26 protein-coding genes are annotated in these 26,254 nt (G+C 67.8%); 15 read left to right on the forward strand and 11 right to left on the reverse strand.

Going from position 1 to position 26,254, the window contains the following annotated elements; translation table 11 throughout:
* Positions 1-8 precede the first annotated feature (8 nt).
* From ACFPO9_RS17970 to ACFPO9_RS17980, 3 genes are all read left to right on the forward strand, one after another.
* Positions 9-383, forward strand: coding sequence for a c-type cytochrome (locus ACFPO9_RS17970; protein ID WP_379772959.1), 375 nt, complete (start codon positions 9-11; stop codon positions 381-383).
* Between the two features lie 81 nt (positions 384-464).
* Positions 465-1,199 (forward strand): c-type cytochrome, encoded by a 735-nt coding sequence (locus tag ACFPO9_RS17975; protein ID WP_379772962.1) that lies wholly within the window; start codon positions 465-467, stop codon positions 1,197-1,199.
* Positions 1,196-2,452 (forward strand): c-type cytochrome, encoded by a 1,257-nt coding sequence (locus tag ACFPO9_RS17980; protein ID WP_379772964.1) that lies wholly within the window; start codon positions 1,196-1,198, stop codon positions 2,450-2,452. Before ACFPO9_RS17975 ends, ACFPO9_RS17980 begins: the two co-directional genes overlap by 4 nt.
* On the opposite strand, the gene ACFPO9_RS17985 is transcribed toward ACFPO9_RS17980, so the two are convergent.
* From ACFPO9_RS17985 to ACFPO9_RS17995, 3 genes are all read right to left on the reverse strand, one after another.
* On the reverse strand, positions 2,428-3,021 hold the full coding sequence (locus ACFPO9_RS17985; RefSeq protein WP_379772968.1) for a nucleotidyltransferase family protein: 594 nt from the start codon (positions 3,019-3,021) through the stop codon (positions 2,428-2,430). The two genes, ACFPO9_RS17980 and ACFPO9_RS17985, sit on opposite strands and share 25 nt — an antisense overlap.
* A gap of 16 nt (positions 3,022-3,037) precedes the next feature.
* Entirely contained in the window at positions 3,038-4,159 is a 1,122-nt protein-coding gene (locus ACFPO9_RS17990; protein WP_379772970.1) for a type IV pilus twitching motility protein PilT, read from the reverse strand.
* Positions 4,160-4,269: 110 nt separating this feature from the next.
* The gene (locus tag ACFPO9_RS17995; RefSeq protein ID WP_379772973.1) at positions 4,270-4,743 is read right to left on the reverse strand and encodes a DMT family transporter; all 474 of its coding nucleotides are present in this window, start codon (positions 4,741-4,743) and stop codon (positions 4,270-4,272) included.
* Between the two features lie 106 nt (positions 4,744-4,849).
* Here ACFPO9_RS17995 and ACFPO9_RS18000 point away from each other — a divergent pair, with 106 nt between their 5' ends.
* On the forward strand, positions 4,850-5,815 hold the full coding sequence (locus ACFPO9_RS18000; RefSeq protein ID WP_379772975.1) for a hypothetical protein: 966 nt from the start codon (positions 4,850-4,852) through the stop codon (positions 5,813-5,815).
* Between the two features lie 45 nt (positions 5,816-5,860).
* Positions 5,861-6,637 carry a head GIN domain-containing protein gene (locus tag ACFPO9_RS18005; RefSeq protein WP_379772978.1) on the forward strand — a complete coding sequence of 259 codons (777 nt, stop codon included), beginning with the start codon at positions 5,861-5,863 and terminating at the stop codon, positions 6,635-6,637.
* A gap of 117 nt (positions 6,638-6,754) precedes the next feature.
* Here ACFPO9_RS18005 and ACFPO9_RS18010 read toward each other — a convergent pair whose 3' ends face one another.
* From ACFPO9_RS18010 to purU, 3 genes are read right to left on the reverse strand one after another with little or no spacing between them, the layout of a single operon-like run.
* The gene (locus tag ACFPO9_RS18010) at positions 6,755-7,204 is read right to left on the reverse strand and encodes a copper chaperone PCu(A)C (RefSeq protein ID WP_379772980.1); all 450 of its coding nucleotides are present in this window, start codon (positions 7,202-7,204) and stop codon (positions 6,755-6,757) included.
* A gap of 14 nt (positions 7,205-7,218) precedes the next feature.
* Positions 7,219-7,767 carry a YaeQ family protein gene (locus tag ACFPO9_RS18015; protein WP_230027109.1) on the reverse strand — a complete coding sequence of 183 codons (549 nt, stop codon included), beginning with the start codon at positions 7,765-7,767 and terminating at the stop codon, positions 7,219-7,221.
* Positions 7,768-7,786: 19 nt separating this feature from the next.
* Positions 7,787-8,656, reverse strand: coding sequence for a formyltetrahydrofolate deformylase (purU, locus tag ACFPO9_RS18020; RefSeq protein ID WP_379772983.1), 870 nt, complete (start codon positions 8,654-8,656; stop codon positions 7,787-7,789).
* Between the two features lie 222 nt (positions 8,657-8,878).
* On the opposite strand from purU, the gene ACFPO9_RS18025 reads away from it, so the two are divergent.
* The 8 genes from ACFPO9_RS18025 (at position 8,879) to ACFPO9_RS18060 (ending at position 16,555) form a co-directional block, all read left to right on the forward strand.
* Complete coding sequence (locus ACFPO9_RS18025) at positions 8,879-9,910, forward strand: NADP-dependent oxidoreductase (protein WP_379772985.1); 1,032 nt, start codon at positions 8,879-8,881, stop codon at positions 9,908-9,910.
* 155 nt (positions 9,911-10,065) lie between these two features.
* Positions 10,066-10,398, forward strand: a complete 333-nt coding sequence (locus ACFPO9_RS18030; RefSeq protein WP_230027106.1) for a KGG domain-containing protein — start codon at positions 10,066-10,068, stop codon at positions 10,396-10,398.
* Positions 10,399-10,539: 141 nt separating this feature from the next.
* A complete protein-coding gene (locus ACFPO9_RS18035) occupies positions 10,540-11,049 on the forward strand; it encodes a YgjP-like metallopeptidase domain-containing protein (RefSeq protein WP_379772988.1) in 510 nt (169 codons plus the stop codon).
* Positions 11,050-11,374: 325 nt separating this feature from the next.
* On the forward strand, positions 11,375-11,719 hold the full coding sequence (locus tag ACFPO9_RS18040; RefSeq protein WP_379772990.1) for an ArsR/SmtB family transcription factor: 345 nt from the start codon (positions 11,375-11,377) through the stop codon (positions 11,717-11,719).
* A gap of 27 nt (positions 11,720-11,746) precedes the next feature.
* Entirely contained in the window at positions 11,747-12,232 is a 486-nt protein-coding gene (locus ACFPO9_RS18045; RefSeq protein ID WP_379772992.1) for an arsenate reductase ArsC, read from the forward strand.
* Positions 12,229-12,966, forward strand: coding sequence for an aquaporin (locus ACFPO9_RS18050; RefSeq protein WP_379772994.1), 738 nt, complete (start codon positions 12,229-12,231; stop codon positions 12,964-12,966). The genes ACFPO9_RS18045 and ACFPO9_RS18050 overlap by 4 nt, the downstream gene beginning before the upstream one ends.
* Positions 12,959-13,678: an arsenical resistance protein ArsH gene (gene arsH / locus ACFPO9_RS18055; protein ID WP_379772997.1), complete on the forward strand. Its 720-nt coding sequence runs from the start codon at positions 12,959-12,961 to the stop codon at positions 13,676-13,678. Before ACFPO9_RS18050 ends, arsH begins: the two co-directional genes overlap by 8 nt.
* 183 nt (positions 13,679-13,861) lie before the next feature.
* The gene (locus ACFPO9_RS18060; protein WP_379772999.1) at positions 13,862-16,555 is read left to right on the forward strand and encodes a PAS domain-containing protein; all 2,694 of its coding nucleotides are present in this window, start codon (positions 13,862-13,864) and stop codon (positions 16,553-16,555) included.
* Positions 16,556-16,662: 107 nt separating this feature from the next.
* On the opposite strand, the gene ACFPO9_RS18065 is transcribed toward ACFPO9_RS18060, so the two are convergent.
* From ACFPO9_RS18065 to ACFPO9_RS18075, 3 genes are all read right to left on the reverse strand, one after another.
* Complete coding sequence (locus ACFPO9_RS18065) at positions 16,663-17,991, reverse strand: PepSY-associated TM helix domain-containing protein (protein WP_379773002.1); 1,329 nt, start codon at positions 17,989-17,991, stop codon at positions 16,663-16,665.
* Positions 17,979-20,264: a TonB-dependent receptor gene (locus ACFPO9_RS18070; protein WP_379773003.1), complete on the reverse strand. Its 2,286-nt coding sequence runs from the start codon at positions 20,262-20,264 to the stop codon at positions 17,979-17,981. Before ACFPO9_RS18070 ends, ACFPO9_RS18065 begins: the two co-directional genes overlap by 13 nt.
* Before the next feature lie 113 nt (positions 20,265-20,377).
* Positions 20,378-20,755 carry a DUF2946 domain-containing protein gene (locus tag ACFPO9_RS18075; RefSeq protein ID WP_379773006.1) on the reverse strand — a complete coding sequence of 126 codons (378 nt, stop codon included), beginning with the start codon at positions 20,753-20,755 and terminating at the stop codon, positions 20,378-20,380.
* A 376-nt stretch (positions 20,756-21,131) separates the two neighbouring features.
* On the opposite strand from ACFPO9_RS18075, the gene ACFPO9_RS18080 reads away from it, so the two are divergent.
* Together ACFPO9_RS18080 and ACFPO9_RS18085 are read left to right on the forward strand one after the other, a co-directional pair.
* On the forward strand, positions 21,132-23,825 hold the full coding sequence (locus tag ACFPO9_RS18080) for a bifunctional diguanylate cyclase/phosphodiesterase (RefSeq protein ID WP_379773009.1): 2,694 nt from the start codon (positions 21,132-21,134) through the stop codon (positions 23,823-23,825).
* Positions 23,822-24,934 (forward strand): diguanylate cyclase, encoded by a 1,113-nt coding sequence (locus ACFPO9_RS18085; RefSeq protein ID WP_379773012.1) that lies wholly within the window; start codon positions 23,822-23,824, stop codon positions 24,932-24,934. Before ACFPO9_RS18080 ends, ACFPO9_RS18085 begins: the two co-directional genes overlap by 4 nt.
* A gap of 21 nt (positions 24,935-24,955) precedes the next feature.
* Here the strand turns inward: ACFPO9_RS18085 and ACFPO9_RS18090 are convergent, their stop codons facing one another.
* Together ACFPO9_RS18090 and ACFPO9_RS18095 are read right to left on the reverse strand one after the other, a co-directional pair.
* Positions 24,956-25,522: an LOG family protein gene (locus ACFPO9_RS18090; RefSeq protein ID WP_379773015.1), complete on the reverse strand. Its 567-nt coding sequence runs from the start codon at positions 25,520-25,522 to the stop codon at positions 24,956-24,958.
* The gene (locus ACFPO9_RS18095) at positions 25,519-26,199 is read right to left on the reverse strand and encodes a TetR/AcrR family transcriptional regulator (RefSeq protein WP_379773017.1); all 681 of its coding nucleotides are present in this window, start codon (positions 26,197-26,199) and stop codon (positions 25,519-25,521) included. The genes ACFPO9_RS18090 and ACFPO9_RS18095 overlap by 4 nt, the downstream gene beginning before the upstream one ends.
* Positions 26,200-26,254: the final 55 nt, after the last annotated feature.

Genomic DNA, 26,254 nt, shown 5'->3' on the forward strand with positions numbered 1-26,254 from the left:
ATCGCGGCATGAAGCTTCTTTCCCTGCTGCTCTTCCTGCCCGTACTGCAAGCCTGCGCCCCCTCCGGCACCGACGCCGCCACCGGCGAGCACGTTTTCAAGCAGTGCGCCTCCTGCCACCAGGTCGGCGCCAACGCGCGCGCCGGCTTCGGCCCGCAACTGAACGGTCTGTTCGGCCGCCGCGCCGGCGCCGCGCCCGACTTTGCCTACTCCGAGGCGATGAAGGCCTCAGGCATCGTCTGGGACGAGCGCAGCCTCGCCGCCTTCGTGCGCGATCCCGGCAAGCTGGTGCCGGGCACCAGGATGCGTTTCTGGGGCATCGGCGACGAAAACGAGATCAAGGCGCTGCAAGCCTATCTGCGCACTTTCCAGGACATCCATTAGCGCTCGCTGCCCGCAAGCATCCCGGTCGTTTATTCGATTACAATATTGCGTGGTAGATAAACAACGCACCGGGACTGGACTATGCGTGGCTTAACCCGATTACCTGTTTTCCTGGCCGCCGTCGCCGTATGGACGGCGATGCCGGCCTCGGCCCAACAGCAGACGGTTCCCGCTACGCCTGCCCAGCGGCTGGCCGCCTGCATTTCCTGCCACGGCGGCGCAGGCAAGCTGCAAAGCGCGCCACCGGGCGGCACGCGCCAGTACTACCCGCGCATCGCCGGCAAGCCGGCCGGCTATCTCTACAACCAGCTGACGAATTTCCGCGACGGCCGCCGCCAGTACCCGCTGATGACCTGGATGGTGCAGCACCTGTCGGATGACTACCTGCACGAGATCGCGGATTACTTCTCCACCCAGCACGCGCCGGCGACCGTGCTCGAGCGCGCCGGCCTGCCGGCCGCCGAGCTGGAGCGCGGACGCCAGCTCGTCACGCGCGGCGACACCGCCCTCAAGGTCCCGGCCTGCATCGCCTGCCACGGCGAACGCCTGACGGGCGCCCTGCCCGCCATCCCCGGCCTCACAGGCCTGCCGCGCGACTACATCAACGCCCAGTTCGGCGCCTGGCGCAACGGCAGCCGCCACGCGCTGGCGCCCGACTGCATGAGCGGCATCGCCCAGCGCCTGAGCCTGGCCGACGTGTCCGCGATCTCGGCCTGGCTGGCCAGCGAGCCGCTGCCGGCCGATCCCAGCCCGGCGCCATCCCTGAAGCATCCCTTGCCGCTGGCCTGCGGCAGCGCACCGGCGCCGCAGCCATGAAGCACCGCCTCCCGCTGGCGCTTGCCAGCTTCGTGCTGCTCGCCATTGCCGCCCTGCTGCTGGCCTGGCCGCGCGCCCAGCATGTTCCGTCGGGATCAAAGCAAGCCTGGGCGCCCACCGCCGGCAACATCGCACGCGGCGCCTACCTGGCGAAAGCCGGCGACTGCGCCGCCTGCCACACGGCGCGCGGCGGCCAGGCCTATGCCGGCGGCCGCGCGGTCGACACGCCCTTCGGCCGCGTGATGGCGCCCAACATCACGCCCGACCGCGAGACCGGCATCGGCGCCTGGACCGCCGACGATTTCTGGAACGCCCTGCACAACGGCATCGGCAGGGACGGCCGCCTGCTCTACCCGGCCTTCCCCTACCCGAACACCACCAAGGTCTCGCGCGACGACGCCGACGCCCTGTTCGCCTACCTGCGCAGCCTGCCGCCGGCGCGCCAGCCGAACCAGCCGCACGCACTGCGCTTCCCCTACGACAGCCAGGCGGCGCTGGCGGCCTGGCGCCTGCTCTATTTCAAGCCCGGCGTCTTCCAGGCCGAGCCGGCGCGCGGTGCGGACTGGAACCGCGGCGCCTACCTGGTCGAGGGCCTGGGCCATTGCGCCGCCTGCCACAGCCCGCGCAACCAGCTGGGCGCGAGCGGCCAGGGCCTGCAAGGCGGCCTGATCCCGGTACTGGGCTGGTACGCGCCTTCGCTGGCCTCGAAGGACCCGCACCTGGCGCAGCTGCTGCAGACCGGCGTCTCGCCGAACGGCGCCGTCTACGGGCCGATGGCGGAGGTGGTCGGGCGCAGCCTGCAGCATCTGTCCGAAGGCGACATCGGCGCGATGACGGCCTACCTGGGCTCGCTGCCGGCGGAACGCGGCGCACCGCGGCCGGCGCCGCTGCCGTCGGAATCGCTGATGAAGCTGGGGGAGCGGATCTACGACCGGCATTGCGTCGACTGCCATGGCAAGGACGGCCGCGGCGCCCTCGGCGCGGACGGCGCGCCCGCCTATCCGCCGCTGGCCGGCAACCGCACGCTGGCCACGCGGGAGCCGGTGAACGCCATCCGCATCGTGCTGAACGGCGGCTTCGCGCCGTCCACGAAAGGCAATCCGCGGCCCTACGGCATGCCGCCCTTTAGCCAGGTGCTGGACGATGCCGAGGTGGCGGCGGTGGTGAGCTATGTGCGCGCCAGCTGGGGCAACGCGGCGCGCATGGTGACGGCGCCGGAGGTCAACGGCTACCGGGCGGTGCCGCTGGATTGAAGCGGGAGATCCATCCGGATCTTCAGCCGGGGCCAGGTGGCTTGCCAGTTCTTGCCGCGTATCCGGTCCAGATAAACGGCATGCTTTTCCCCCTCAAAGCGCCGGGTCGGCCTGACGATCAAGCCGAACAGATCGTCCAGGCCAAGCGGCGCCGCCACTTCGACCGCCCCTCGATCGTCCAGCCGCACGCCGACCGCGGTCGCGGTCTCCGGCCAGTAGCGCATGGCGTCGCCAGCCGAACGATAAGGCAGGTCGGCGTTACGGCCGTGCATGCGCGCCTGGTTCTTGACCGACCACGCGAGCGACGCGTCGCGGCGGCGCAAGGCCAGTTCCAGCGCCGCATCGCGCTCCGCCGAGGCTTGTGCCGGTTCGAACCAGATCACATCGATATCTTGCGGCAGTGGCGACGGCGTGCGGCCGTGCAGATGGTCCCAGACGCAGTTGCGGACAAAGCCCGCCGCGACCCAGCAATCGGACAAGGCGAGCTCCCTCACCAGTTCGAGGACGCGCATGCGCCGCGCGTCCGACCCGATCAATGCACGGAGTTCGGCGAAGCGCTCGCTCGGCATCGCAGGCGGCGGCGCCTTACACCATCTCCGCAAACCCGATGCGGTCGGTGGTCGCCGCACGCGCATCGCTCACATCCACCTTGTGCGAGGCCAGCAAGCCTTCAAGCACGCTGTTCATCGTGTGGCAGCCCGGCTCGCGCGCGGCGTTCATGTGCGCGCGGATCGCGCCCAGGTCGCCGGCTTCGATCATGCCGGCCACGGCCGGGCTGATGCTCAGGCACTCGGTGGCCAGGTGATAGCGGTTGCCCTGCCTGGACGGCAGCAGCGCCTGGCACAGCACGCCGCGCAGGGCGTGGGCCAGGGCCTGGCCCTGGGCGTCGGAATTGCCCAGCAGGCGCAGCATCTTCTGCAGGCCGAGTTCGGTCGAGCGCGCGTGCAGGGTCGCCAGCACCAGCGGGCCGGATTCAGCCAGGGCCAGCGCTTCCTGGGCGGTCTGGGCGTCGCGGATCTCGCCGATGACGATCACGTCCGGGCGCTCGCGCAGCGCATCCAGGGCGCCGAGGTAGTAGCTGTCGACGTCGCCGTCCACGCCGACTTCGCGCTGGGTGATGATGCACTTGCGCTGCGGGATCAGGGTCTCGACCGGGTCTTCGATGGTGATGATGTGGCCCGAGCGCTGGCGGTTGATCTCGTCGAGGATGGAGGCGATGGTGGTCGACTTGCCCTGGCAGGTGTCGCCGATGATCAGCACCAGGCCGCTGGTCATGCGCGCGAATTCCTGCTCGTCCGGATGCAGGCCCAGTTCGGCAAGCAGCAAAGGCTCCTTCGGGAAGCGGCGGATCACGCAGCCCAGGCGCTTCTTGCCCTGGAAGCTGAAGCAGTTGGCGCGGATGCGCGCCGTGTGCAGGTCGATCGAGCGGTCGAAGGCGCGTTCCTGGATGCGTTCGGCCCAGTTCGGCTCTATGACGTCGAAGAACTCTTCCAGCTCCTCCTTCGTGATCGGCGAATCCGTCACCGCCACCAGGCCCTTCGGCTGGCGCAGCATCAGCGGGCTGTTCTGGTGAATGATGATGTCCGAGAACACCAGCTTCGAGTTCAGCAGGTGCAGGATCTGCTCGACCAGGGTGCCGAAAACCGGATGGTCTTCGTTTTCGATGTACGAAAGAGTGGGGATCTGCGAGGACTGGTGGTATTCCATCGGGTGGTCGATGTTAAAAGTGGAACTGACGATGCATTAATTATAAAACCAGCAGCATCGTAAAGTTCCACTTGGAAAGATAATTTTTCGTGTGAAAAACTTACAACAACTCAGCTTTCCAGCCACGCCGCGATGCGGTCGCCGAACAGGGCCAGCGCCACGCCGACGATCATGACCGCCGCGCCCAGCAGCCTCAGGGTCGAGACCTTGCGCATGGCGACATTGACGAGGCCGAAGTGGTCGATCGCCATCGAGGTGATCAACTGGCCGGCGATGACGAGCACGACCAGGTTCAGCAGGCCGATGCGCGGCACCAGCATCACGGTGCAGAAAATGAAAGCGGCGCCGAGGAAGCCGCCGGAGAATTTCCACAGCGGCTGCTGCGGCAGGGCCGCCAGGGCGTCGGGCAGGCCGCCGCGGGCGAATGCGACCACGGCCAGCGCGGCGGTACCGCACAGGAAGGAGATCAGGGCGGCCACCACGGAGTTGGCGCCGACGGCCGCCGCCATCTGGCTGTTGATGGCGGCCTGGAAGGAGACGGCGATGCCGGCGCCGAATGCGACGAGGAACAGCAGGAGATTCATGGGGCGTGGAATGTGCGGAAAAAAGCCGGCGATTGTAACGAAAACGGCAGCGCTTGCGAAGGCGGACTTGCATATAATGCACGCTGTTTTCCTTCCTCTTGACGCAATGACCAGGCTCCAAGATCCTTCCGCCTCCGACCAGCCGCTCCGCTGGCCGGTCCTGTTCTTCATGTTCGGCCTGCTGGCCCTGAGCCTGATGGTGTGGCGCTGGGGCGGCACGATCGAGGATTCCCAGGCCTATTTCGACACCGCCCGCTGGTTCCGCGGTGAAATCGGCATCGAGACGCTGCGCGCGCCCTTCCCTTACCGTACCCTGGTGCCGGCGCTGGCCGCCGCCCTGCCCGGCGACCTGCGCCAGGTGTTCGCGGCGCTGAACTGGCTGTGCATGACGGCCAGCGCCTGCCTGATGACGGCCACGGCGCTGCGTGCCGGCATGGATAGCAAGCGCGCCACCGGCGCCGGCGTGCTCATGCTGTTCGCGCTGCCGACCTTCTGGTACGCGCCCTACCTGCTGGTCGACCCGGGCTCGATTCTGGCCCGCAGCGCCTTCGTGCTGGCGGTGCTGTCCGGCCAGCCCTGGCTGGCGGCCCTGGCTGGCCTCGCCGGCACGGCGGTGCGCGAGGAAAACATCCTGCTGCTGGTCTGGCTGCTCGCCAGCCGCCGTATTTCCGTCGCCGGCGGCCTGGCGGTGCTGGCCGCGGCCGGCGCCTGGCTGCTCGCCGTACGCTTCTGGCTGATCGCCGGCCTGCCTTCGTACACCTGGGAGCCCAGCTGGTGGACCGTCAATCACGCGCTGCACGACCTGCGCTCGCTGCTGTCGATCGCCGGCGCCGCGCTGACCGTCGTCCCCGCGGCCGTGATGGGCTGGCGCCATGCGCCGGCGGCGCTCAAGCCCCTGCGCAGCCTGCTGTTCCTGATGGCGCTGCCGCCGCTGTACGCGGCCCTGTGCGTGCGCGTCGAAGGCCGCATCGTCTGGGGCCTCTACCCCTTCCTGATCCCGTTCGCGGCGGCCTGCGGCCTCGATAAAGCAGTTCGTCGCAAAACCGATGCGCCGCCGGGCGGGCTTGCTTAAGATGGACCCATCGATCACCGACAACTAGACCAAGGAGAACACAGCATGACCACCAGCCTTTCCCGCCGCCGCCTGCTGGCCGCCTGCACCCTCGCCGCCGCCGCTGCCGCCATCAGCGCGCCGCCGGCCTTCGCCTTCGAATGGCGTTTCGGCAGCGGCGAGCAGGTGAAGGGCAACGGCAACATCAAGCGCGAGACGCGCCAGGTCGCCAACTTCAAGGGCGTGGGCTTTTCCCTGCCGGGCCAGCTCGAGGTCCGCACCGGCGGCAGCGAAGGCATCACCATCGAGACCGACGACAACCTGCTGCCCCTGATCGAAACCGTGGTCGAGAACGGCACCCTGCAAATCCGCAACAAGAAGAAAGTCAACATCAACACCCGCAACCTGAAGATCGTGGTGCAGACGCGCGGCGTCGACCGCCTGTCGCTGGGCGGTTCCGGCAACATCGACGCCGACCGCGTGCAGGGCTCAGGCCTGCAGTTCGACATCGGCGGCTCGGGCGGCATCAAGGTCGGCAAGGCCGAAGGGCAATCGGTCAACATCAACCTGGGCGGCAGCGGCAAGCTGAGCGTCCTCGACGGCGCCGCGCGCGAGCTGAATGCGACCATCGGCGGCTCCGGCAACATCGACATGGCCCGGGTGCGCTTCGACACCGCCAACGTGACCATCGCCGGTTCGGGCGACGCCACGATCTGGGTGAACAAGAGCCTGGACATGACGGTGGCCGGCTCCGGCGACGTCAACTACTACGGCGACCCGCAGGTCAACAAGACCGCGGTCGGGTCGGGCAGCGCCCGCCGTCTGGGTGCAGCACCGCGGTGATGGCGTAACGCGGGCACGGGGTGCCCGCCCTACGGAACGTGGCCATGGATGCCGTCCGACGGATGTAGGGTGGGGTAAATCAGTCCGGGGGACTGATTTACGTGCCCACGCAGCGATTCAGTGAGCGGCCGGCGCCGTGTAGGTCAAGGGCTTCACCGGCACCGTCACCGCAACATTCTCCCGCTTGCCCGCCGCATCCTGCACCACCAGCGTGAGCGGCACCTGCTCGCCATCCTTCAGCTGCCGCTTCAGCTCGAACAGCATCACGTGGTAGCCGCCCGAGGCCAGGTTCACGGTCTGGCCGGCCGGCAGCTCGATGGCGTCGACCGCGCGCATGCGCATGGTCTGGCCTTCCATCGCCATCTGGTGCAGCTCGACGCGGCCGGCGACCGGGCTCTTCACCTCGACCAGTTTCGCGGCCTTGGCCGACTTCAGCTGCATGAAGGCGCCGGCCACCTTGGCCTGGGGCACGGTGGCGCGGATCCACGGGTCGCTGACGCTGACCTGGGCCAGGGCCGGGAGGGAAACGAGGCTGGCCAGCGCCAGCGCGACGAGACGTCGGTTCATGTTCGGGTATCCGGTTAATACTTGCGTTCCGCAAGCAGGGTTTCGCGCTCGACCTGCACGGTGTCGGTGCCGTCGGTCAGCCATACCTGGCCGTCCTGGATCGTGCACTGCAGCTGCATGTTGCGCTTGGCCATGCGCTCCAGCGCGGCGCTGGACTCGGCGGCGATGTTCACGATGGTGATGTTGCGCGCGCGATCGATCTGCTTGGCGATCTGCTTGAACCAGATGTGGCTGACGGCGCTGTAGCTGTACACGACCACGTGCTCGGCGCGGCCGCTGGCCTTCATCAGGCGGCGTTCCTCGGGCTGGCCGACCTCGATCCAGGTATCGATCGCGCCGGTCAGGTCCTTCAGCCACAGCGCCGGCTCCTCGACGTCGAACAAGTCCTTGCCGTAGGCGAGCGCCTCATGCGCGTGCAGGGCGAAGGCGAGCAGGCGGATCATCACCCGCTCTTCGGTTTCCGAAGGATGGCGCGCGATGGTGAGCGCGTGCTCCTGGTAGTAATTGCGGTCCATGTCCGCAATATTCAGTTCTGCCTTGTAGATCGTTGCTTTCAGGGCCATGCTGTATTTATCTTTCTGTTCAGCTGAAGACGACGGTCTTGTCGCCATTCAGCAGGATGCGGTGTTCCACGAACCACTTGACCGCGCGCGCCAGCACCACGCTTTCGACGTCGCGCCCGATCGCCGTCAGCGCATCGACGCTCATCGCGTGGTCGACCCGCTCGACGTCCTGCTCGATGATCGGCCCTTCGTCCAGGTCGCCCGTGACGAAGTGGGCGGTGGCGCCGATCAGCTTGACGCCGCGCCGGTGCGCCTGGGCATACGGGCGCGCGCCCTTGAAGCTGGGCAGGAAGGAGTGGTGAATATTGATCGCCCTCCCCCGCAATGCCTCGCACAGTCCCGGTGTCAGGATCTGCATGTAGCGCGCCAGCACGACCAGGTCGACCTGGTGCCGGTCCAGCAGCTCGATGATGCGGCTTTCCTGCGCCAGCTTGTCGGCTTCGCTGGCGCCGGCCTCGAGCGGCAAGTGGTGAAAGGGGATATTGTAACTGGCCGCGAGCTGGTAGAACTCCATGTGGTTCGAAACGATGGCCGGAATCTCCACCGGCAGCAGCCCGCTGCGGTAGCGGAACAGCAGGTCGTTCAGGCAGTGGCCGATCTTCGAGACCATGATCATGACGCGCGGCTTGCGCCTGGCGTCGTGCAGCTGGCCCTGTGCGCCCAGGTGCGCGCACAGGGCGTCGAAGCCGGCGCGCAGGGTCGCGTCCGCAACGTTCGGCTCTTCGAGCGCGAAGTGGATGCGCATGAAGAACAGCTTCGATTCCGGGTCGCCGAACTGGCCGGAGTCGATGATGTTGCAGCCGTGCTCGGCCAGGAAGCCGGACACGCGCAGGACGATGCCGCGCTGGTCCAGGCAGGACAGGGTCAGGATGTATTCGGGGTGCGTCATGGGGCGCTCAAGGGTGGTGTGGATGGGGACGGTCGGAGCATTGTCGCATGAGTTGCCGATACGGTAAGGACGTCACGAAACTCGTCGTTCCCGCGTAGGCGGGAACCCAAGTTCGACGAGCTATCGAAACGCATCCAACCTGGGTCCCCGCCTGCGCGGGGACGACGTGCGCATCTTTCCGCTATAGTTGAACGAACGTTCACTTTTAATGAAAGGGATGCCATGCCTGATACCGTCCAGACCAACCAGCAGTTCCGCCTCGCCTCCCGCCCCGTCGGCCTGCCGACCGACGCCAACTGGCAGCTCAGCGACGAAGCACTGGCCCCGCTGGAAGACGGCCAGGTGCGCGTCAAGGTGCTCTACCTGTCGCTCGACCCCGCCATGCGCGGCTGGATGAACGAAGGGAAGTCGTATATCCGCCCGGTGGCGATCGGCGAGGTGATGCGTGCCGGCGCGGTGGGCGTGGTGGCCGAGTCGCGCTCGCCCCGGTTCACGGTTGGCGAGCACGTTAGCGGCGGCTTCGGCGTGCAGCGCTACTGGACCGGCGCGGCCGATGACAAAGCCAATCCGCTGGTGAAGATCGATCCGGCGCTGGCGCCCCTGCCCGCCTGGCTGAACGTGCTGGGCATGCCGGGCATGACCGCATATTTCGGCCTCACCGACATCGGCCAGCCCAAGGCCGGCGAGACGGTGCTGGTGTCGGCCGCCGCCGGCGCGGTCGGGGCGACGGTCGGCCAGGTCGCGAAGCACCTGGGCTGCCGCGTGGTTGGCATCGCCGGCGGCGCCGACAAATGCCGCTTCGTGGTCGAAGAACTCGGCTTCGACGCCTGCATCGACTACAAGGAAGGCGCGATCGGCCCGGGGCTGAAGCAGCACTGCCCGAACGGCGTCGACGTCTATTTCGACAATGTCGGCGGCGAGATCCTGGACGCCGTCCTCACGCGCATCAACATGAAGGCGCGGATCGTGATCTGTGGCGCGATCTCGCAGTACAACAACACCACGCCGGTGCGCGGCCCGGCCAACTACCTGTCGCTGCTGGTGAACCGGGCGCGCATGGAAGGCATGGTGGTGTTCGACTACGCCCAGCGCTATCCGGAAGGCGTGGCCAAACTGGCCCAGTGGCTGCGCGAGGGCAGCTTCAAGCACCGCGAGCACGTGGTCGAGGGCCTGGAGAACTTCCCGTCCGCGCTCCTGATGCTCTTTGAAGGGAAAAACTTCGGCAAGCTGGTATTGAAGATCGCCGAGGCCTGAAGGGGTTTGCCACTGAGCGCGCGGCCGGCGCAATCGAGATTCACGCCAAAAGAGCACTCGGCCGGAACTATCGCATTTCCTATGTCTCTAATCGCACGAGCGCATCCGTGACGCTCTCGGGTTGATTGTTCACCGACAGGCACAAGGAGATCGATATGGCCACAAGCAAGGACGGCGGCAAGAGCGCGAGCTCGGGCGGCAGCGAGCAGAAAAGCCAGCCTGCCAAGCGCGGTTTCGCTGCGATGGACCAGAACCAGCAGCGTCAAATCGCCAGCAAGGGCGGCCAGGCCGCCCACCAGAAGGGAACGGCGCACGAATTCGATTCGGAGGAAGCGCGCCGCGCAGGCCAGAAAGGCGGGGAAGTGGTCAGCCGTAACCGCGCCCACATGGCCGACATCGGCCGCAAAGGCGGGGAAAGCCGGCAATCGGCCAACCGCGCCGCGGCCGCCGCCAAGGGGGGCAACCGCCAGGGCGGCAAGGCGGAGTGAGACAGGAACAGCGGCAACGCAGGCTCCTGGCCTGACCAGGAACGGCATCCCCGGGTGCCATTCCGTTACCGGTTGAACTGCGCCGGCTTCCTCACCGGGTGCGCACTCTGGCGCGGCATCATGTGCTAGAGTGCGCACCGCATGTCCGACTTCAAATACCTCAACGCCTACCCCGCCCACCTGCTCGACCAGGTCCGCCGCCTCATCGCCGACGGCAAGCTGGCCGGCCACCTGCGCGGCCGCTATCCGCACGCCCACGCCGTCCGCACCGACAAGGCGCTGTACAGCTACGTGCAGGACCTGAAGGACGAATACCTGCGCAACGCCGAGCCCGTCGCCAAGGTCGCCTACGACAGCAAGATCGGCATCGTCCAGCAGGCGCTCGGCCTGCACACGGCCATCTCGCGGGTACAAGGCGGCAAGCTGAAAGCCAAGCACGAGATCCGTATCGGCAGCGTGTTCCGCGATGCACCGCCGGCGTTCCTGCGCATGATCGTCGTGCACGAGCTGGCCCACCTGAAGGAAAAGCAGCACGACAAGGCTTTCTACAAGCTGTGCTGCTGGATGGAGCCGGAGTATCACCAGTTCGAGTTCGACGTGCGGTTGTACCTCACCCAGCTGGAGCTGGGCGGCGAGCGCTTGTGGGACTGAGAACCTAAACGAGCGCCGCCAAATGTGCCAGTGCACGCTCTACACTCGGAACGTCGTTCCGGCTTCTTAAAATGACACCGCGTGTCCGGTAATCGACCCTGAGCAAAATCCCTGGGTCGATGATTTGCATCGCCCTCTTCAAGCGATAGCCGCAAAACATGCAATGAATGGCAGGCACTGGATACGCAAACATGATCGTTCCTTCTAAAGACATTCAGGAAAGCCGAGCGTCGACCTTCCAATCATGGGAAGGTCAAGCTTTTCGCTTCCTGTCCGGCGTCATTTCGACTATATTAGAAATATCGAATTCAAACGGGGAGCGGAAATGGAAAACAAAGGCGCTGTTGCCGCCCTCGCGGCCCTCGCCCAGGAATCGCGGCTGGCAGCCTTCCGTCTCCTCGTGCAGGCAGGTCCAGGCGGCCTGGCGGCCAGCAGGATCGCGGAAGCGCTCGGCATGCCGCCGTCGTCGCTCTCCTTCCACCTGAAAGAGCTGTCCAACGCAAACCTCATCGTGCCGCGCCAGGAAGGCCGGTTCATCATCTACGCCGCGCAGTTCGATGCGATGCATGCCCTGCTCGGCTTCCTCACCGAGAACTGCTGCGGCGGCAAGCCATGCACGCCGGCCGGCAACCGGGCGTGCGAACCCGATGCATCCACCTGCGGCGCCTGAGACCCTTTTCCTTTTGCGAGACCCGACGTGAACCTACTTTTCCTTTGCACCGGCAACTCCTGCCGCTCGCTCATCAGCGAAGCCGTCTTCAATCACCTGGCGCCGGACGGCTGGCACGGCATCAGCGCCGGCAGCCAGCCCACCGGCAAACTGAACGAACGGGCGCTGGCTCTGCTGGCCAGTAAAGGCATCCCGACCGAGGGCTACTTCAGCAAGTCCTGGGACAAGCTGCCGGTGACGCCGGACATCGTGGTGACGGTCTGTGCCGGCGCCGCCGGCGAAACCTGTCCGGCCTATCTCGGCCCGGTCCTGCGCACGCACTGGGGCGTCGAGGACCCGAGCCATGTCGCCGGGACGGAAGAGGAGATAGACGCCGCTTTCGAGAAGGCCTATGCGATCCTGCGCGCGCGCATCGAAGCCTTCCTGGCCTTGCCTCTCGACGAACTGAAAGGCGAAAGCGCTGGCCTCAAGGCGGAGCTGGACCGCATCGGCACACAGGAAGCCAATCGATGACTTTCGCAAGACGCATCGTCGCCGAAGGCCTCGGCACGGCCTTCCTGCTGGCCGTGGTGGTGGGCTCCGGCATCATGGCCGAGCGCCTGGCCGGCGGCAATATGGCCATTGCCCTGCTGGCCAACGCAATCGCGACCGGCGCCGGTCTGGTGGCCCTGATCCTGATGTTCGGAACCATCTCGGGCGCGCACTTCAACCCGCTCGTCACCCTGTCGGAAGCGTGGCAGAAAAACCTGCCGCCCGCGGAAGTCATGCCCTACATCGCCGTGCAGGTGGCCGGCGCCTTCGCCGGCGTGGCCGCCGCACACCTGATGTTCGATGTCCCGGTGTTCGCCGCTTCGGAACACGTGCGCACCGGCGCCGGACAGTGGTGGAGCGAATTCGTCGCGACCTTCGGGCTGATCGCGCTCATCATCGCCTGCTCGCGCAGCCGGCCTGGCGTGACGCCGTTCGCGGTCGCTGCGTACATCACGGCAGCCTACTGGTTCACCGCGTCGACTTCGTTCGCCAACCCCGCGGTGACCCTGGCCCGCAGCGCGACGACTACCTTCGCCGGCATTCGCCCCGCGGATGCCGGCGGTTTCATCCTGGCCCAGCTTCTTGGCGCCGCAGCCGCAACGCCCCTGTTCTGCTGGCTGTACCCGGCGGCGCATCGCGATGCGACGGTGGCCGGCACGGTGGCGCCCAGCGATTTTGTGAATGCAGCAGACCATCCGGAGGCCAGACATGGCTGAAACGCTACCGAATCTCCCCAACATCAAGCCGGCGCTTCTCGACCTGCCCACGTCCGAAAAGCTCGAGCCGGCCGGCGCCATGGACCACCCGCCGCGCATCCTGATGCTGTACGGCTCGCTGCGCGAACGCTCCTTCAGCCGCTTCCTGACCTGGGAGGCCGCGCGCATCCTGGAACACTTCGGCGCCGAGGTCAAAATCTTCGACCCGATGGCGCTGCCGATGGCCGGCAGCGTGCCGGAGACGCACCCGAAGGTGGTCGAGCTGCGCGAACTGTGCCTGTGGTCGGAAGGCCAGGTATGGTGCAGCCCGGAGCGCCATGGCGCGATCACGGCGGTGATGAAGAACCAGATCGACTGGATTCCGCTGGAAATGGGCGCGATCCGGCCAAGCCAGGGCCGCACCCTGGCGGTAATGCAGGTCTGCGGCGGTTCGCAATCTTTCAACGTGGTGAACACCCTGCGCCTGCTGGGACGCTGGATGCGCATGTTCACGATCCCGAACCAGTCCTCGGTGCCGATGGCGTACAAGGAGTTCGACGACGCGGGGCGCATGCGCCCGTCAGCGTATTACGACCGCGTCGTCGACGTGATGGAAGAACTGGTCAAGATCACGCTGCTGATGCGCGGGCGTACCGGCTATCTGACGGACCGCTATAGCGAGCGCAATGAGCGTGCGCGCAAGGCGATCGATCGTCAGATCGAAAAGCTCTAGCCGCCTCGCACATGACGAACTGTCAAGGCGCCCACGCAACAAAGTCACAAAAGGTATCCACGCGGAAATAGTTTCCATGCGGCATGCATGCTAGGATGTGCTCATCGGTAGCCCACACCCCCGGCGCCGCGTCTCCAACCGGCCCTGACCCCGCCGTTCTCCGCCTGGATTACCGGAGTGGCCATGCACCATCCCATCATTTCTTCCGAACAAGACCGCCTCAAGGCACTCGACTCGCTGGACGTTCTCGACACCCCCGCGGAACAACGTTTCGACCGCTTCACGCGCCTGGCATCGCGCGCCTTCGGCGTGCCGATCGCGCTGGTGTCGCTGGTCGACGGCGAGCGCCAATGGTTCAAGTCGCGCTGCGGCCTGGACGTGGCCGAGACGCCGCGTTCGATCGCCTTCTGCAGCCACGTCGTGGCCCGGGGCGACATGATGGTGATCGAGGATGCCGTGCAGGATACGCGCTTCGCCGCCAATCCGCTGGTGCTGGGTGCGCCGCACCTGCGCTTCTATGCCGGCCAGCCGCTGTTCAGCGATGGCCAGCCGGTCGGCACCCTGTGCATCATCGACCGCGCGCCGCGCCGCTTCGATGAAGAACAGCGCCAGGCCCTGCGCGAGCTGGCCGAGCTGGTCGAGAACGAGCTGCAACACGTGAAGGTCGCCACCGCGCGCCTGATGGCCGAGCAGGCCCTGAAGTCGCTGAACAAGGAACTGGAACAACGGGTCGCGGCGCGCACCGCCGAACTCGAGCGCAAGGTGGGCGAGCTGTCGCAGGAAATCGCGCGCCGCAAGGAGATCGAGGTTTCGCTGCAGCACAGCGAAGACTGGAACCGCACCATCGTCGCCGCCTCGTACAGCGGCTTCGTCGGCGCCGATGCCGATGGCCGCGTGATCGAATGGAATGCCTCGGCCGAGCGCATTTTCGGCTGGCCGCGCGCGCAGGCGCTGGGGCGCAAGCTGTCCGAGCTGATCGTGCCGCACGCCCTGCGCCATGCCCATGAAGCGGGCATGCGGCGCTGCCTCGAAACCGGCCATGGCAGTGTCTTGAACAGCAAGATCGAGCTGCCGGCGCTGACCGCGAGCGGCCGCCAGATCACGGTCGAGATGACCATCAGCAGCTACGAATGGAAGGGAAAACGCTGCTTCGGCGCCTTCCTGAACGACATTTCGGAACGCATCCGTACCCGCCAGCAGCTGGAAGAAAAGCAGGAAATGCTGGACGCAGTCCTCGAGTCGATCGACGTCGGCGTGATCGCCTGCGACGCGATCGGGAATCCATCGCTGTTCAACCGCGCGGCGCGCGACATCGTCGGACGCGACCTCAAGACGCTGGTGCCTGCCGAGTGGTCGGCATATTATTCGCTGTACCACACCGATGGCCGCACGCCGCTGGCGATGGACGAGATTCCGCTGGTGCGCGCGCTGAAGGGCGAGACGGTGCGCAACGAGGCGCTGGTGATCGCGCCGGACGGCGGCGCGCCGCACACCCTGCTGGCCAGCGGCCGCCCGCTGCGCAGCGCCGCCGGCCGGCCGCTCGGCGCGGTGGTGGCGATGAAGGACATCACCGAACTGAACGCCGCGCGCGAGCAGATCGAAGCCAGCGAACGCCGCCTGCGCGCCATCACCGAGAACCTGCCGGCGATGATCGGCAAGGTCAATGCGGAAGGCCGCTTCGTGTACCTGAACGGCCACGCGCTGGCGGCCTATGGCAAGAGCGCCGCCGAGCTGCTCGGCCAGGATGTCTCGGCCGCCTACCACCCCGAGGACTACGCGCGCCTGCTGCCCTGCCTCGAGCGGGCGGCGGCCGGCGAGCATGTCGACTTCGAATACGCCGGCGGCGCGCCCGGGCGCGAGCTGCACTACCAGTGCTGCTTCGTCCCGCAGCGCACCGCCGGCGGTGCCCCGGATGGCTATTACGCGATGGCCATCGACGTCACCCAGCGCAAGCTGGGCGAACTGCGCCTGGCCGACAGCGAAGAACGCCTGCGCACCATCACCGACAACGTGCCGGTGCTGATCGCCCACCTCGACAGCGCGCGCCGCTACGTGTTCGCGAATGCCGTGCACCAGTCCTGGCTCGGCAAGCCCGCGGAGCAAATCCTCGGCAAGACCATGGAGGAAGCCTTCGGCGCCGACTACGTCGAGCCCCAGGCCAGGGCCCTGGCCCAGGCCTGGAGCGGGCAGGCTTCGCAGTGCGAACATGAGATCGTGCGCAAGAAGCACACCCGCATCGCCCACACGACCTTCCTGCCGCAGCTGCGCGAGGGCCAGGTGGCCGGGGTCTACGTGCTGACCCTGGACGCCACCGCCTCGCGCCTGCACGAGCGCAGCCTGCACGCGCTGGCGCACACCGACACCCTGACCGGCCTGCCGAACCGGCGCCACTTCGAAAGCGCGCTGCAGGGCGCGCTGAAGCGCACCTCCCGTCCGGAGCGCGGCACCGCCCTGCTCTACCTGGACGTCGACCACTTCAAGCGGATCAACGACCGCTACGGGCACGCCGTCGGCGACGCCGTGCTGGTCGAGTTCGCGCGGCGCCTGGGCAGCGCGGTGCGCAGCTCGGACCTGGTCTCGCGCCTGGCCGGCGACGAATTCACGGTGCTGCTGAACGACGTCGCCGGCGAGGCCGACGTCGAGGCGGTGGTGCGCAAGATCCAGGCCGCGATGCGCCCGCCCTTCGAGCTGGACGCCGTGGTGCTGCAGGTCGGCACCTCGATCGGCGCCGCGCTGGCCGAGCAGGGGGCGGCGCCGCCCGAGCGCCTGCTCGACACCGCCGACCGCGCCCTGTACATGGCCAAGGAAGCCGGCCGCAATACCTGGGCCATGCTGCGCCTCGGGCGCAGCCATCATCTGGCGCTGGCCCACGGCTGACAAGAGCGTCTTACAACCCACATGGCGGCGTTGCGTCGTCTCGCCGTACTAGCGTACTGTCTTCGACGACGCGCCTTGCCCTGTGGCTCGTAAGACGCTCTTGGTTTTCAGGCGCGCCGCTGCCGCCAGTGCAGCGCCGCTTCGATCGCGATCACGGCGGCCGCGCTCCAGGCCAGCAAAGGCATCAGCGCGCACATGCCGATGCCAATCACCACGCCCACCGGCGGCGCCGCGCGCCAGGCGCCGGGCAGCAGCTTCGGCAGCCCGAGCGCGCCGGCGCGGCGGCGCTGGAAGAACATCACCCAGCCCGACACCAGCGAGAACAGCACCCCGGCCGCGAACACGAACAGCAGCAGCTGGTTCCAGACACCCAGCTCGCCGCGGTGGAAGGGAATGCCGACCGCGGTGGCCTTGCCGAAGGCCGTCTGATCGTCCCAGCCGGCCCGGTACAGCACCTGGCCGTCGTAGGCGTTCAGCACCAGGTCGAAGCGGCTTGCTGGATGGCGGCGGTCGGCCGAGCCGGCGCGCCACACCCCGTGCGGCCCGCGCGGCGGCGTCAGTTGCGGCGGCGCGTCCGGCACCAGCGCGCGGGTACGGTCCCAGGCCTGCTGGTAGCTCAGTTGCTGCCCCTGCGGCATCGAATGCAGGCGCGCCGGCGCCTGCGGCGAGGCCTGGCCGGACCAGTCGCGCAGCGCGCGCACGTTCTCGCCCGCGTATTTGCTCCAGGTGATCCCGGTCAGGACCATGGCGAGGCTCAGCACGCCCAGCAGCACGCCGATGAAAGCATGCCACTGCTTCCAGCCCGCCCTCCCGCGCGCGCCGGAGCGCGGCAGCGCCGGCTGGCCGGGCCGGGGCCACCACAAATAGAGACCGGTCAGCAGCATCACCAGCATCCAGCTGGCCGCCAGCTCGATCATCCAGCGCAGCGACTCGCCCTGCAGCAGGCGCGAATGCAGGCGCCGCGCCCATTCGCTGAAGCGGTCCTGGTCGCGCTGGCTGCCCAGCACCTGCCCGCGGTAGGGGTCGACGAACACCGTGATGCGTTCGCCGCCCTGCCCCGGCCGCGCTGCGGGCGCCGCCGTTGCGGCCGCCGCTTCGCCATGCCCGGCATGCGCACCGGCGCCAGGTCTTGGCGGGCCGAAGCCGACCCGGACCGCGTCCCCGGCGCGCGCCGGCGGCGTCACCGCCAGCACCTCGAAGCCGGCCGGCGCCGCCTTGCGCGCGGCCTCGACGGCGGCGTCGAGCGGCAGGCGCGCCTCTTGCGGCGCGACCCGTTCCAGCTGGCCGTACAGGGCGGCTTCGATCTGCGGCGTGAAGATGTAGAGCATCCCGGTCGACACCGCGATGAACGCGAACGGCGAGGCGATCAGCGCCGCCCAGAAGTGGATGCGCCAGAACAGGCTGCGGCGCCGCGCGGCGATCGTCACAGGTCCCATTTCAGCTCCGCCACCCAGGTGCGCTGGGGATAAGGATGGAAGTTCCAGTACTTGTCATTGTTCAGGTTGTCGATGCCGACAGCGGCCGCCCAATGCCGGTCGATCCGGTAGACCATGCGCAGGTCGGCGCTGAAGTACTTGCTGGCGCCCTGGTAGGCGAAGCCGTTCGGGTCCGAATTGTCCAGGGTCGAGTACTGGCGGCCGCTGTAGCGCGCCGCCAGCGTCGCCGCCAGCCGGTCATTGGCGCGCCAGGTCGCCTGGGCCGCCGCGCGCCATTCGGGAATGCGCGGCTGCCACTTGCCGACGCTGGCCGGGAACTTGTCGTTGCGGTCTATCTTCGAATCGGTCCAGGTCAGGCTGGCGTTCAGGTCCAGGCCGCGGATCGCGATGTCGCCGGCGCCCCAGGCGGCTTCGAGGCCCTTGGTATCGATGCGGTCGACGTTCTGGACGTTGGTGACATTCGGCGTGACCAGCACATTGGTCTGCGAGTACAGGGCGTCGCGGGTGCGCTCGCCGAAGGCGGTCAGGCGCAGCTGGCCGGTCTCCAGTTTGCGCTCGGCCGTCAGTTCACCGGTCCAGGATTTTTCCGGCTTCAGGTTTGGATCGTTGTTGATCAGGGCGCCGGCCGCGTTGATGCCGCCCTGGTACAGCTCGGACACCGTCGGCATGCGCACCGCGCGTCCCAGCGAGGCTTTCAGCAGCCAGTCGTCGGTCAGCTGGAACGCCAGCGCGGCCTTCGGCGACAGGTAATTTTCGCTGCGGTTGCCATGGACGACGGTGGCGCCGGCGTTCGAGGTCCGGCCCTCGCGCGCCTCCCAGTGCTCGAAACGCAGGCCCAGCACCGTCTTCCAGCGTGGCGCGAACTTCCAGCTGTCCTGGGCATACAGGGCGTCGATGCCGGTGCGGCCGCTGAAAGCCTGGTTGCGGGCGCCCGGACTGCCGGCGAGCCAGTCCGCCGTCGCGTTCTCGATGCTGCGCAGCCTGTAGGCTTCGCGCTGCCAGCCGAATTCCGCCACATGCGCGGGCGCCGGGCGCCACACGCCCTTGGCCGCGAAGGTATGCCAGCCGGTGCCGCCCTGGTCGACGATGCGCCCCGCCCCGCCGCTGGCGGCCGCCGGCAGCGCGACGGTGGGCGCGCGCAGCTGGTCGCGGTCATAGTTGTACAGGCTGGCGGCCAGCTCCCAGTCGAAGACGCCGTGGGTGTTGCTCTTCAGGGTCAGCCCGTGCATCAGGTGGCGCAGGCTTTCGTTGGACTGGTTGAAGTCCGTGGGCGCCAGCGTGTAGGCGCGGCCGGCGATGTTCACGGCGCCGCTGTAGACCGGCTGGCCGGCGCCGTCGCGCAGATAGCTTTGAGGACGTCCCTGCGCATCGTTGTCCCACAGGCCGAACACATAAGTCGCGCGCAGGCTGGGAGAAAAGTCGTAGGCCAGCTTGGCCTTCAGGTGTTCCTGGGTGGTGTGGTACTGGGTCGCGGCGCCGAGGATCAGCCAGTCGCGCCCCGTGCGGTCCTGGCCGGGCACGGCGCCCGTCACCGCCGCGCCGGCCGTGGATGCCGCCGCGGCCGGGTAGCGGGTCGGGAAGGTCAGCGGCTGACCCTCGCTTTCCAGGCGGCTCAGGTCCAGGTACCAGGACCAGGCGCCGGCGCGGTTGCCGAGCGAAATGCTGCCCTGGCGGCCGTGGTAGGTATCGTCGGTGCCGTACAGCTTGAAGGGCTGGTACGATGCCGCCAGCTTCGCGTGGGCCTCGAAGCGCGAAGGCATGCGGGTCACGTAGTCGACCACCGCGCCCACCGAGTTGCCGCCATAGGCCGCCGAGAAGGGCCCGTACAGCACGTCGACGCGCTCGATTTCTTCCGGGCTGACCATGCCCCAGCGCGGCGCGAAGCTGGCGCCGTTGCCGAGGTAGTTGGACAGCAGGATGCCGTCCGCGTACACCGCCGAGCGCGCGCTGTTGCCGGTGCCGGAAGCGCGGGTGGACAGCACCGCGTGGTTGTAGTCGCCGATGTAGCGCTTCCTCACCAGCAGGCTGGGCAGGTATTTGAGCGCGTCCTCGGCGTCGCTGGCGTTGATGCCGCGGGCGATCTCCTCGCCGGTGACGGTTTCGATGGTGGTCGGGATCCGGGTCGGCAGCGAGGTGGGCCGGTTGCCGGTGACGATCACGGTGCCCATCTCGCGTTCCTGGCGCGGCCCTTCCTGGGCCCAGGCGCTGGACATGGCGGCGGCCAGCGCCGTCAGCGTGCACAAGGCCGCCGTCGTTCTACTTGCATGTTTCATTCTTGTTCCTGGTTCAGTCGCCCGATGGGGCAATCGGCAAGCGTCGAGACCCATCCGGATGCGGACGGTTGGCGTGACGGTGCGCTGCGATGCGGAGCGGCGCAGGGCCGCGATCAGGCGGGAGGCGGCGCGCGCGATTGCGCCAGCGACCACGGGAACAGCGGGCGCGGGGCGTGGTAGTACAGGGGCGGATAGACATCGCGGCCGGCGGGGGCGGCGAAGGCGATGGCGGCAGGCGGCGGCAGGCCGTGGCTGGCCGCGTGGGACACGCAATAGCCGCAGTGGTTCATGGCCTTGTGCAGCTTGCCGGCGCCTGAAGAATCGGCATCGTCCTGGGCCAGGACCAGCGGCATGGTGGTCATGCCCATCGCCGTGCAGACCTCCACCGTCATGGCGGCGGTGGCGGGAGCCGCCATGGCATGCGACACCAGCGGCGCGAACGCATTGAACAGGATGGCCAGGCAGGCGATCCAGGCAATGCGTGCGCGCATGAAGCGATGCCGTGTCGGGGTATGCATGCTTGCATTATAGGCCACGAGCCCCTCCCTTGCGCCACGTTGCCAATGCACAACGAATATTGCCTTCCATTCGCCAGCATGAGAACTTATCTATCGACTTTCGGTATTCCTCCGTATAAAGTCAATCTCGCGCTTCCTGCGTCCACGTTCAGCCCTTTGCCTGCCCCCATGATGCCGCCACACCCGCCTGGCCGTTTTCCCTTCCTTCCCCTGTGCGCGCCCGGCATGCTGCCCGGCGCCGCCGCGGGCGCGCAGGACGGCGGCGCATGGCCGAGGATCCGGCGTTGATCGGCCATACCGGCCGCGCCGCGCCGGACCCGAGCGTGCGCCCGGTGCCGATGGTGCGACGATGAATCGAACCGTCAACACCAGGCGCTTTTCCCGCCGACTGGGCCGCGCGCTCGAAACCCATATCGTGCTGCCGCTGTTCGCGCTGCTGCCGCTGGTCGCGATCTGGATCGCCACCTTCCACTTCATCGCCGTCGAACGGGAGGGCGCCATCGCCGCCGCGCGCGACGAGGCCCGCAAGCAGGTCGACACCTACGAAGCGCAGGTGGTGCGCAGCCTGACCGCCATCGACCAGACCCTGAAGGTGCTCAAGTACGCGGTTGAGCAGCACGGTCCGGATGTGGCGCTCGACAAGCTGCGCGGCCAGGGCCTGCTGCCGCCGGCGCTGGTGTTCGTGGCCGCCATTGCCGACCGCGACGGCCATATCGTGGCCAGCAACCCGGGCTCGGCGCCGCACGACGTGGGCGCCGAACGCTATTTCACGGTGCACCGCGACGGCGCGACCGGCGCGCCCTTCGTCAGCGAGACCATCGCCGACCGCATCAAACCCGAACACCACCTGCATTTCACGCGCCGCATCGACGACGCCGCCGGCGGCTTCGCCGGCGTCGCCATCGTCGAAGTCGACCCGGCCTATTTCACCAGCGCCTACGAGCGCTCGCGCGCCGGCGAGCGCGGCCTCATCGGCCTGATCGGCAACGACGGCGTGGCCCGCGCGCTGCGCGTCGGCGACAAGGTGAGCTGGGGCCAGCGGGTCGCGCTGGAGCGCATGCACGACGACGCCATCGATCCCTACCCCACCGCGCCGGACGGCGTGCGGCGCTTTGCCAGCGTGCGCCGCCTGCATGGCTTCCCGCTGGCGGCCGTGACCGGCCTGGCCGAGAGCGAGGAGATGGCGCAGTATCGCGATCGCCGCGCCAACTACCTCGTCGCGGCGGTCGCCGCCAGCGCCCTGCTGCTGGCCGTGGTCGGCATGATCAGCGCCTGGGCCTGGCAGCTGTCCAAGGCCAGGCGTCGCGAGCGCCGCGCCCAGGAAACCTATGCCGCCGCCTCGGAGGCCAGCCTGGACGCCTTCTTCGTGCTGCGCAGCGTGCTCGATGAAGACGGCAAGGTGGTCGACTTCCTGGTCGAGGAAACCAATTCGCGCGCCGAGCAGGTCACCGGCATCCCCAAGGAACAGCTGCGCGGCCGCCTGATGAACGAGCTGCTCCCCTTCTACCGCGTGAACGGCATGTTCGAGGAACTGGTGGCCGTGGTCACCGATGGCAAGGCTGTCGAGAGCGAATGGCAGGCCGCCACCTCGCCGGCCGTCGGCCGCTGGCTGCAGCGCCAGATCGTGCCGGTCGAAGGCGGCGCGGTCGCCACCGTGCGCGACATCACCGAGCGCAAGCTGGCCGAGGAACGGATCCGCCACCTGGCCCACCACGACGAGCTGACCGGCCTGCCGAACCGCAGCCTGATCCGCGACCGCCTCGACCAGGCGGTGCTGAACGCCCAGCGCAACGGCAAGCACCTGGCGCTGGCCTTCGTCGACCTGGACGGCTTCAAGCTGGTCAACGATGGCCTCGGCCACAGTGCCGGCGACGAGCTGCTGAAAGTGGTCGGCCGCCGCATGGGCGCCTGCCTGCGCCGCAACGACACCCTCGGCCGCCTGGGCGGCGACGAATTCGTGATCCTGCTGCCGGACGTGTCCGGCGAGGCGCTGGCGTTGACGCCGGTGCTGGAAAAGATCCGCCAGGCGGTGACCGAGCCGGTGCTGATCGGCGACCAGGCGGTGCAGGTCAGCTGCAGCATGGGCGTGGTCATGTACCCGCGCGACGGCGAGGACCCGAAGACCCTGATGATGAACGCGGATGCGGCGATGTACCGCGCCAAAGACCTGGGCAGCAACAACTTCCAGTTCTATACGCGTGAAATGAACGCGAGCGTGGAGGAAAAGCTGATGCTGCTGGAAGGGATGCGCAAGGCCTTCGACGCCACCCAGTCGGGCGCCCCGGCGGCGGGCCAGGCCGGCCATTTCTTCCTGATGTACCAGCCCAAGGTGGACCTGCGCACCGGCCGCATCTTTGGCGTCGAAGCCCTGATCCGCTGGCGCCATCCGGAACACGGCATGGTGCCGCCGCCGCGCTTCATCGGCCTGGCCGAGGAGTCCGGCCTGATCGTGGCGATCGGCGAATGGGTGCTGCGCACGGCCTGCCGCCAGGCCCGGCTCTGGGTCGATGCCGGGCTGGATCCGCTGACGGTGTCGGTGAACGTGTCGGCGCGCCAGTTCGAAGAAAAGCACCTGGTCGAGCGCATCGCCGTGGCCCTGCGCGACACCGGCCTGGCCCCGGGCGCGCTGGAGCTGGAAGTGACGGAATCGCTGCTGATGCGCGACCTGCACCAGGCCATCGGCCGCATGCGCGAACTGAAGGACATGGGCGTCTCGCTGTCGATCGACGACTTCGGCACCGGCTATTCGAGCCTGTCGGCGCTGAAGTCCTTCCCGATCAGCACCCTCAAGATCGACAAGTCCTTTGTCCGCGACCTGGCCACCAGCGCCGACGACCAGGCGATCGCGCTGGCCGTGATCTCGCTTGGCCATCGCCTGCACCTGCGCGTGATCGCGGAAGGCGTGGAGACCGAGGAGCAGCGCGAATTCCTGGCCGCCAACGAGTGCGACGAGATGCAGGGCTATCTGTTCTCGCCGCCGGTGCCGGCCGACGCGATCACCGCGATGCTGCGGGCGCAGTTGCAGCCGGCGGAGCCCGCATGAGTCCGGCGGGACTGTCCCGGCTCCTGTTCGGCGCCGACCCCAAGCTGCGCCGGATGCTGTCCTACTGGGGCGCGACCGCGACCCTCTACTCCGCCTTCATCGTCATGCTGCTGAACGTGGGCAACCGGCACCTGATCGAGCGCCAGGCGGTGCTCGGCCTGGCCGTCTATGGCGCGTGCGGCATGGCCGCCACCTATCTGCTGGTGCGTTTCGGCAGCCGCCTCGGCCTGACGCCGACCGTGCTGGCGGCGCTGCAGGGCGTGTTCGGCATCAGCTGCAACATGTATGCCTATTCGATCGCCGGGCCGCTGCGCGGCGCCACCCTGATGGGCCTGATGGTGGTGGTGGTGTTCTGCACCTTCGCGCTGCGGCCGCGCCAGACCCTGGTCCTGGCGGCGGCCGGCCTGGCCTGCATGGGCCTGACCATGTGGTGGCACCAGGCCCGCGATCCGGTTCATTACCCGCCCGCAGTGGAAGCGGTCACCTTCGCGATCATGGCGGCCTGCTCGCTGACCGTGACCCTGCTGACCGGCGAGATGACCAAGCTGCGCGCCCGCCTGAAAGCCCAGAAGGAAGAGCTGATGAAGGCGGTCGAGACGATCCGCACCCTGGCCACCATCGACGAACTGACCGCGCTGGCCAACCGGCGCCACATGAACGAGGTGCTGGCGCAGGAAGAGCGCCGCCATGTCCACGGCGCCGGGGCGCCGGACCGGGCAAGCTGCATCGCCCTGCTCGACATCGATTTCTTCAAGCAGATCAACGACCGCCACGGCCACGCCGCCGGCGACGAAGTGCTGCGCGGCTTTGCCGCCGCCGCGCGCACCGAGCTGCGCGCGAACGACGTGCTGGCGCGCTGGGGCGGCGAGGAATTCCTGCTGCTGCTGCCGGATACCGGCGAAGCGGCGGCGAAGTCGGTGGTCGAGCGCATCAGCGCGCGCGTCGGCAGGCTGCTGGTGGACGGGGTGACGGAGGAACGCGGCATCAGCTTCTCGGCCGGCCTGACGGCGCGCCGCGGCGCGGAGGCGCTGGCGGATACCGTCAACCGCGCCGACAAGGCGCTGTATCAGGCCAAGTCTTCAGGGCGGGACCGGGTGGTCGTAGCGTAGGGTGGGCACGGAGTGCCCACCCTACGCCAAAGGTTCGATACGCGGCGGCGCGGCGGCTTGCAGCTTCGCCACCAGCGCATCCGGATCCGCCTCCAGCATCATCAGGCCGGCATGCGCCGGCCGCACGAAGCCCTGCTCCACCATGTGGTTCACGAAGCCGGCCAGGCCGTCATAGAAACCCTGCGCGTTCAGCAGGCCGATCGGCTTGGCGTGGATGCCCAGCTGGGCCCAGGTGACCATCTCGAACAGCTCTTCCAGCGTGCCCATCCCGCCCGGCATGGCGATGAAGCCGTCCGCCAGGTTCGACATCATCGCCTTCCGCTCGTGCATGTCCTTCACGACGAACTGCCGCGTCAGGCCGGTGTGGCCGACTTCGCGCTCGAGCAGCGCGCGCGGGATCACCCCGGTGGCTTCGCCGCCGAGGCGCAGGACCTCGTCGGCGATCACGCCCATCAGGCCGACCTTGCCGCCGCCGTAGACCAGGCCGATGTTACGCTCGACCAGCACCCGCGCCAGGCCGCGCGCGGCTTCCGCGTACACAGGGTCGAGGCCCGGCGAGGCGCCGCAATAGACGGCGATGGCTTTCATGCTTTCCCTTCCAGCGGCAGCTGCTTCAGATAGTCTTCCGAGAGGCGCTGGAACAGCTCGCGGGTCTCGCCGCGCAGGTAGGGGCCGACCATCGACAGCACCTGGTAGCAGCCGCGCGCGAGGGCGTCGGCGATTGCCTGCTGCTCGCTGTACTTGCGCGGATTGCGGACGTATTCGTAGGACAGCCAGTAGGTCGCCACCACCACCATGTTGGTCGCCATGGCGCCGATCTGGGCCTCGCCCGCTTCCAGCGAGCCTTCGCTGCGCAGGTCCTCGCACAGCTGGCGCGCGACCTTGATCTTGTGCGCCAGGATGGCCTTGAAGTGCAGTTCCAGCTTGCGGTTGCGCGACAGGAGGTCGTTCAGGTCGCGGTAGAAGAAGCGGTAGCGCCAGATCAGTTCGAACATCATGCGCAGGTAGAGCCAGACGTCTTCCAGGTTCGAGCGGCGCCCGGCCGGCACGGTCAGCATGCGCCCGATCTCGGCCTCGAACTGGGCGAAGATCGAATTGACGATGTCGTCCTTGTTTCGGAAGTGGTAATACAGATTCCCCGGAGAGATGTTCATCTCTTCGGCGATCACGGTGGTCGTGATGTTCGGCTCGCCGAATTCGTTGAACAGCCTGAGCGACAATTCGAGAATTCGTTCGCGGGTCCGGCGGGGAGCTTTCTGTTGCATGGAAGACGGCATGGTTGAACTCACCCGCAAGGATAACACCGACGGTCGGCCGCGG

The sequence above is a fragment of the Massilia aerilata genome, assembly GCF_042656905.1.
GTDB classification, from domain to species: domain Bacteria; phylum Pseudomonadota; class Gammaproteobacteria; order Burkholderiales; family Burkholderiaceae_D; genus Telluria; species Telluria aerilata.

Coding starts and splice junctions, on each gene's coding strand:
- ACFPO9_RS18075 (WP_379773006.1), bottom strand. CDS start 20,755: ATGCGCGCACGCATTGCCTGGATCGCCTGCCTGGCCATCCTGTTCAAT.
- ACFPO9_RS18060 (WP_379772999.1), top strand. CDS start 13,862: ATGCACCATCCCATCATTTCTTCCGAACAAGACCGCCTCAAGGCACTC.
- ACFPO9_RS18090 (WP_379773015.1), bottom strand. CDS start 25,522: ATGAAAGCCATCGCCGTCTATTGCGGCGCCTCGCCGGGCCTCGACCCT.
- ACFPO9_RS18000 (WP_379772975.1), top strand. CDS start 4,850: ATGACCAGGCTCCAAGATCCTTCCGCCTCCGACCAGCCGCTCCGCTGG.
- ACFPO9_RS18070 (WP_379773003.1), bottom strand. CDS start 20,264: ATGAAACATGCAAGTAGAACGACGGCGGCCTTGTGCACGCTGACGGCG.
- ACFPO9_RS18010 (WP_379772980.1), bottom strand. CDS start 7,204: ATGAACCGACGTCTCGTCGCGCTGGCGCTGGCCAGCCTCGTTTCCCTC.
- ACFPO9_RS18040 (WP_379772990.1), top strand. CDS start 11,375: ATGGAAAACAAAGGCGCTGTTGCCGCCCTCGCGGCCCTCGCCCAGGAA.
- ACFPO9_RS17985 (WP_379772968.1), bottom strand. CDS start 3,021: ATGCCGAGCGAGCGCTTCGCCGAACTCCGTGCATTGATCGGGTCGGAC.
- ACFPO9_RS18065 (WP_379773002.1), bottom strand. CDS start 17,991: ATGGGACCTGTGACGATCGCCGCGCGGCGCCGCAGCCTGTTCTGGCGC.
- ACFPO9_RS18005 (WP_379772978.1), top strand. CDS start 5,861: ATGACCACCAGCCTTTCCCGCCGCCGCCTGCTGGCCGCCTGCACCCTC.
- ACFPO9_RS18050 (WP_379772994.1), top strand. CDS start 12,229: ATGACTTTCGCAAGACGCATCGTCGCCGAAGGCCTCGGCACGGCCTTC.
- ACFPO9_RS17990 (WP_379772970.1), bottom strand. CDS start 4,159: ATGGAATACCACCAGTCCTCGCAGATCCCCACTCTTTCGTACATCGAA.
- ACFPO9_RS18015 (WP_230027109.1), bottom strand. CDS start 7,767: ATGGCCCTGAAAGCAACGATCTACAAGGCAGAACTGAATATTGCGGAC.
- ACFPO9_RS18080 (WP_379773009.1), top strand. CDS start 21,132: ATGAATCGAACCGTCAACACCAGGCGCTTTTCCCGCCGACTGGGCCGC.
- ACFPO9_RS18095 (WP_379773017.1), bottom strand. CDS start 26,199: ATGCAACAGAAAGCTCCCCGCCGGACCCGCGAACGAATTCTCGAATTG.
- ACFPO9_RS18035 (WP_379772988.1), top strand. CDS start 10,540: ATGTCCGACTTCAAATACCTCAACGCCTACCCCGCCCACCTGCTCGAC.
- ACFPO9_RS18030 (WP_230027106.1), top strand. CDS start 10,066: ATGGCCACAAGCAAGGACGGCGGCAAGAGCGCGAGCTCGGGCGGCAGC.
- ACFPO9_RS17975 (WP_379772962.1), top strand. CDS start 465: ATGCGTGGCTTAACCCGATTACCTGTTTTCCTGGCCGCCGTCGCCGTA.
- ACFPO9_RS17995 (WP_379772973.1), bottom strand. CDS start 4,743: ATGAATCTCCTGCTGTTCCTCGTCGCATTCGGCGCCGGCATCGCCGTC.
- ACFPO9_RS17970 (WP_379772959.1), top strand. CDS start 9: ATGAAGCTTCTTTCCCTGCTGCTCTTCCTGCCCGTACTGCAAGCCTGC.
- ACFPO9_RS18085 (WP_379773012.1), top strand. CDS start 23,822: ATGAGTCCGGCGGGACTGTCCCGGCTCCTGTTCGGCGCCGACCCCAAG.
- ACFPO9_RS18025 (WP_379772985.1), top strand. CDS start 8,879: ATGCCTGATACCGTCCAGACCAACCAGCAGTTCCGCCTCGCCTCCCGC.
- arsH (WP_379772997.1), top strand. CDS start 12,959: ATGGCTGAAACGCTACCGAATCTCCCCAACATCAAGCCGGCGCTTCTC.
- ACFPO9_RS17980 (WP_379772964.1), top strand. CDS start 1,196: ATGAAGCACCGCCTCCCGCTGGCGCTTGCCAGCTTCGTGCTGCTCGCC.
- purU (WP_379772983.1), bottom strand. CDS start 8,656: ATGACGCACCCCGAATACATCCTGACCCTGTCCTGCCTGGACCAGCGC.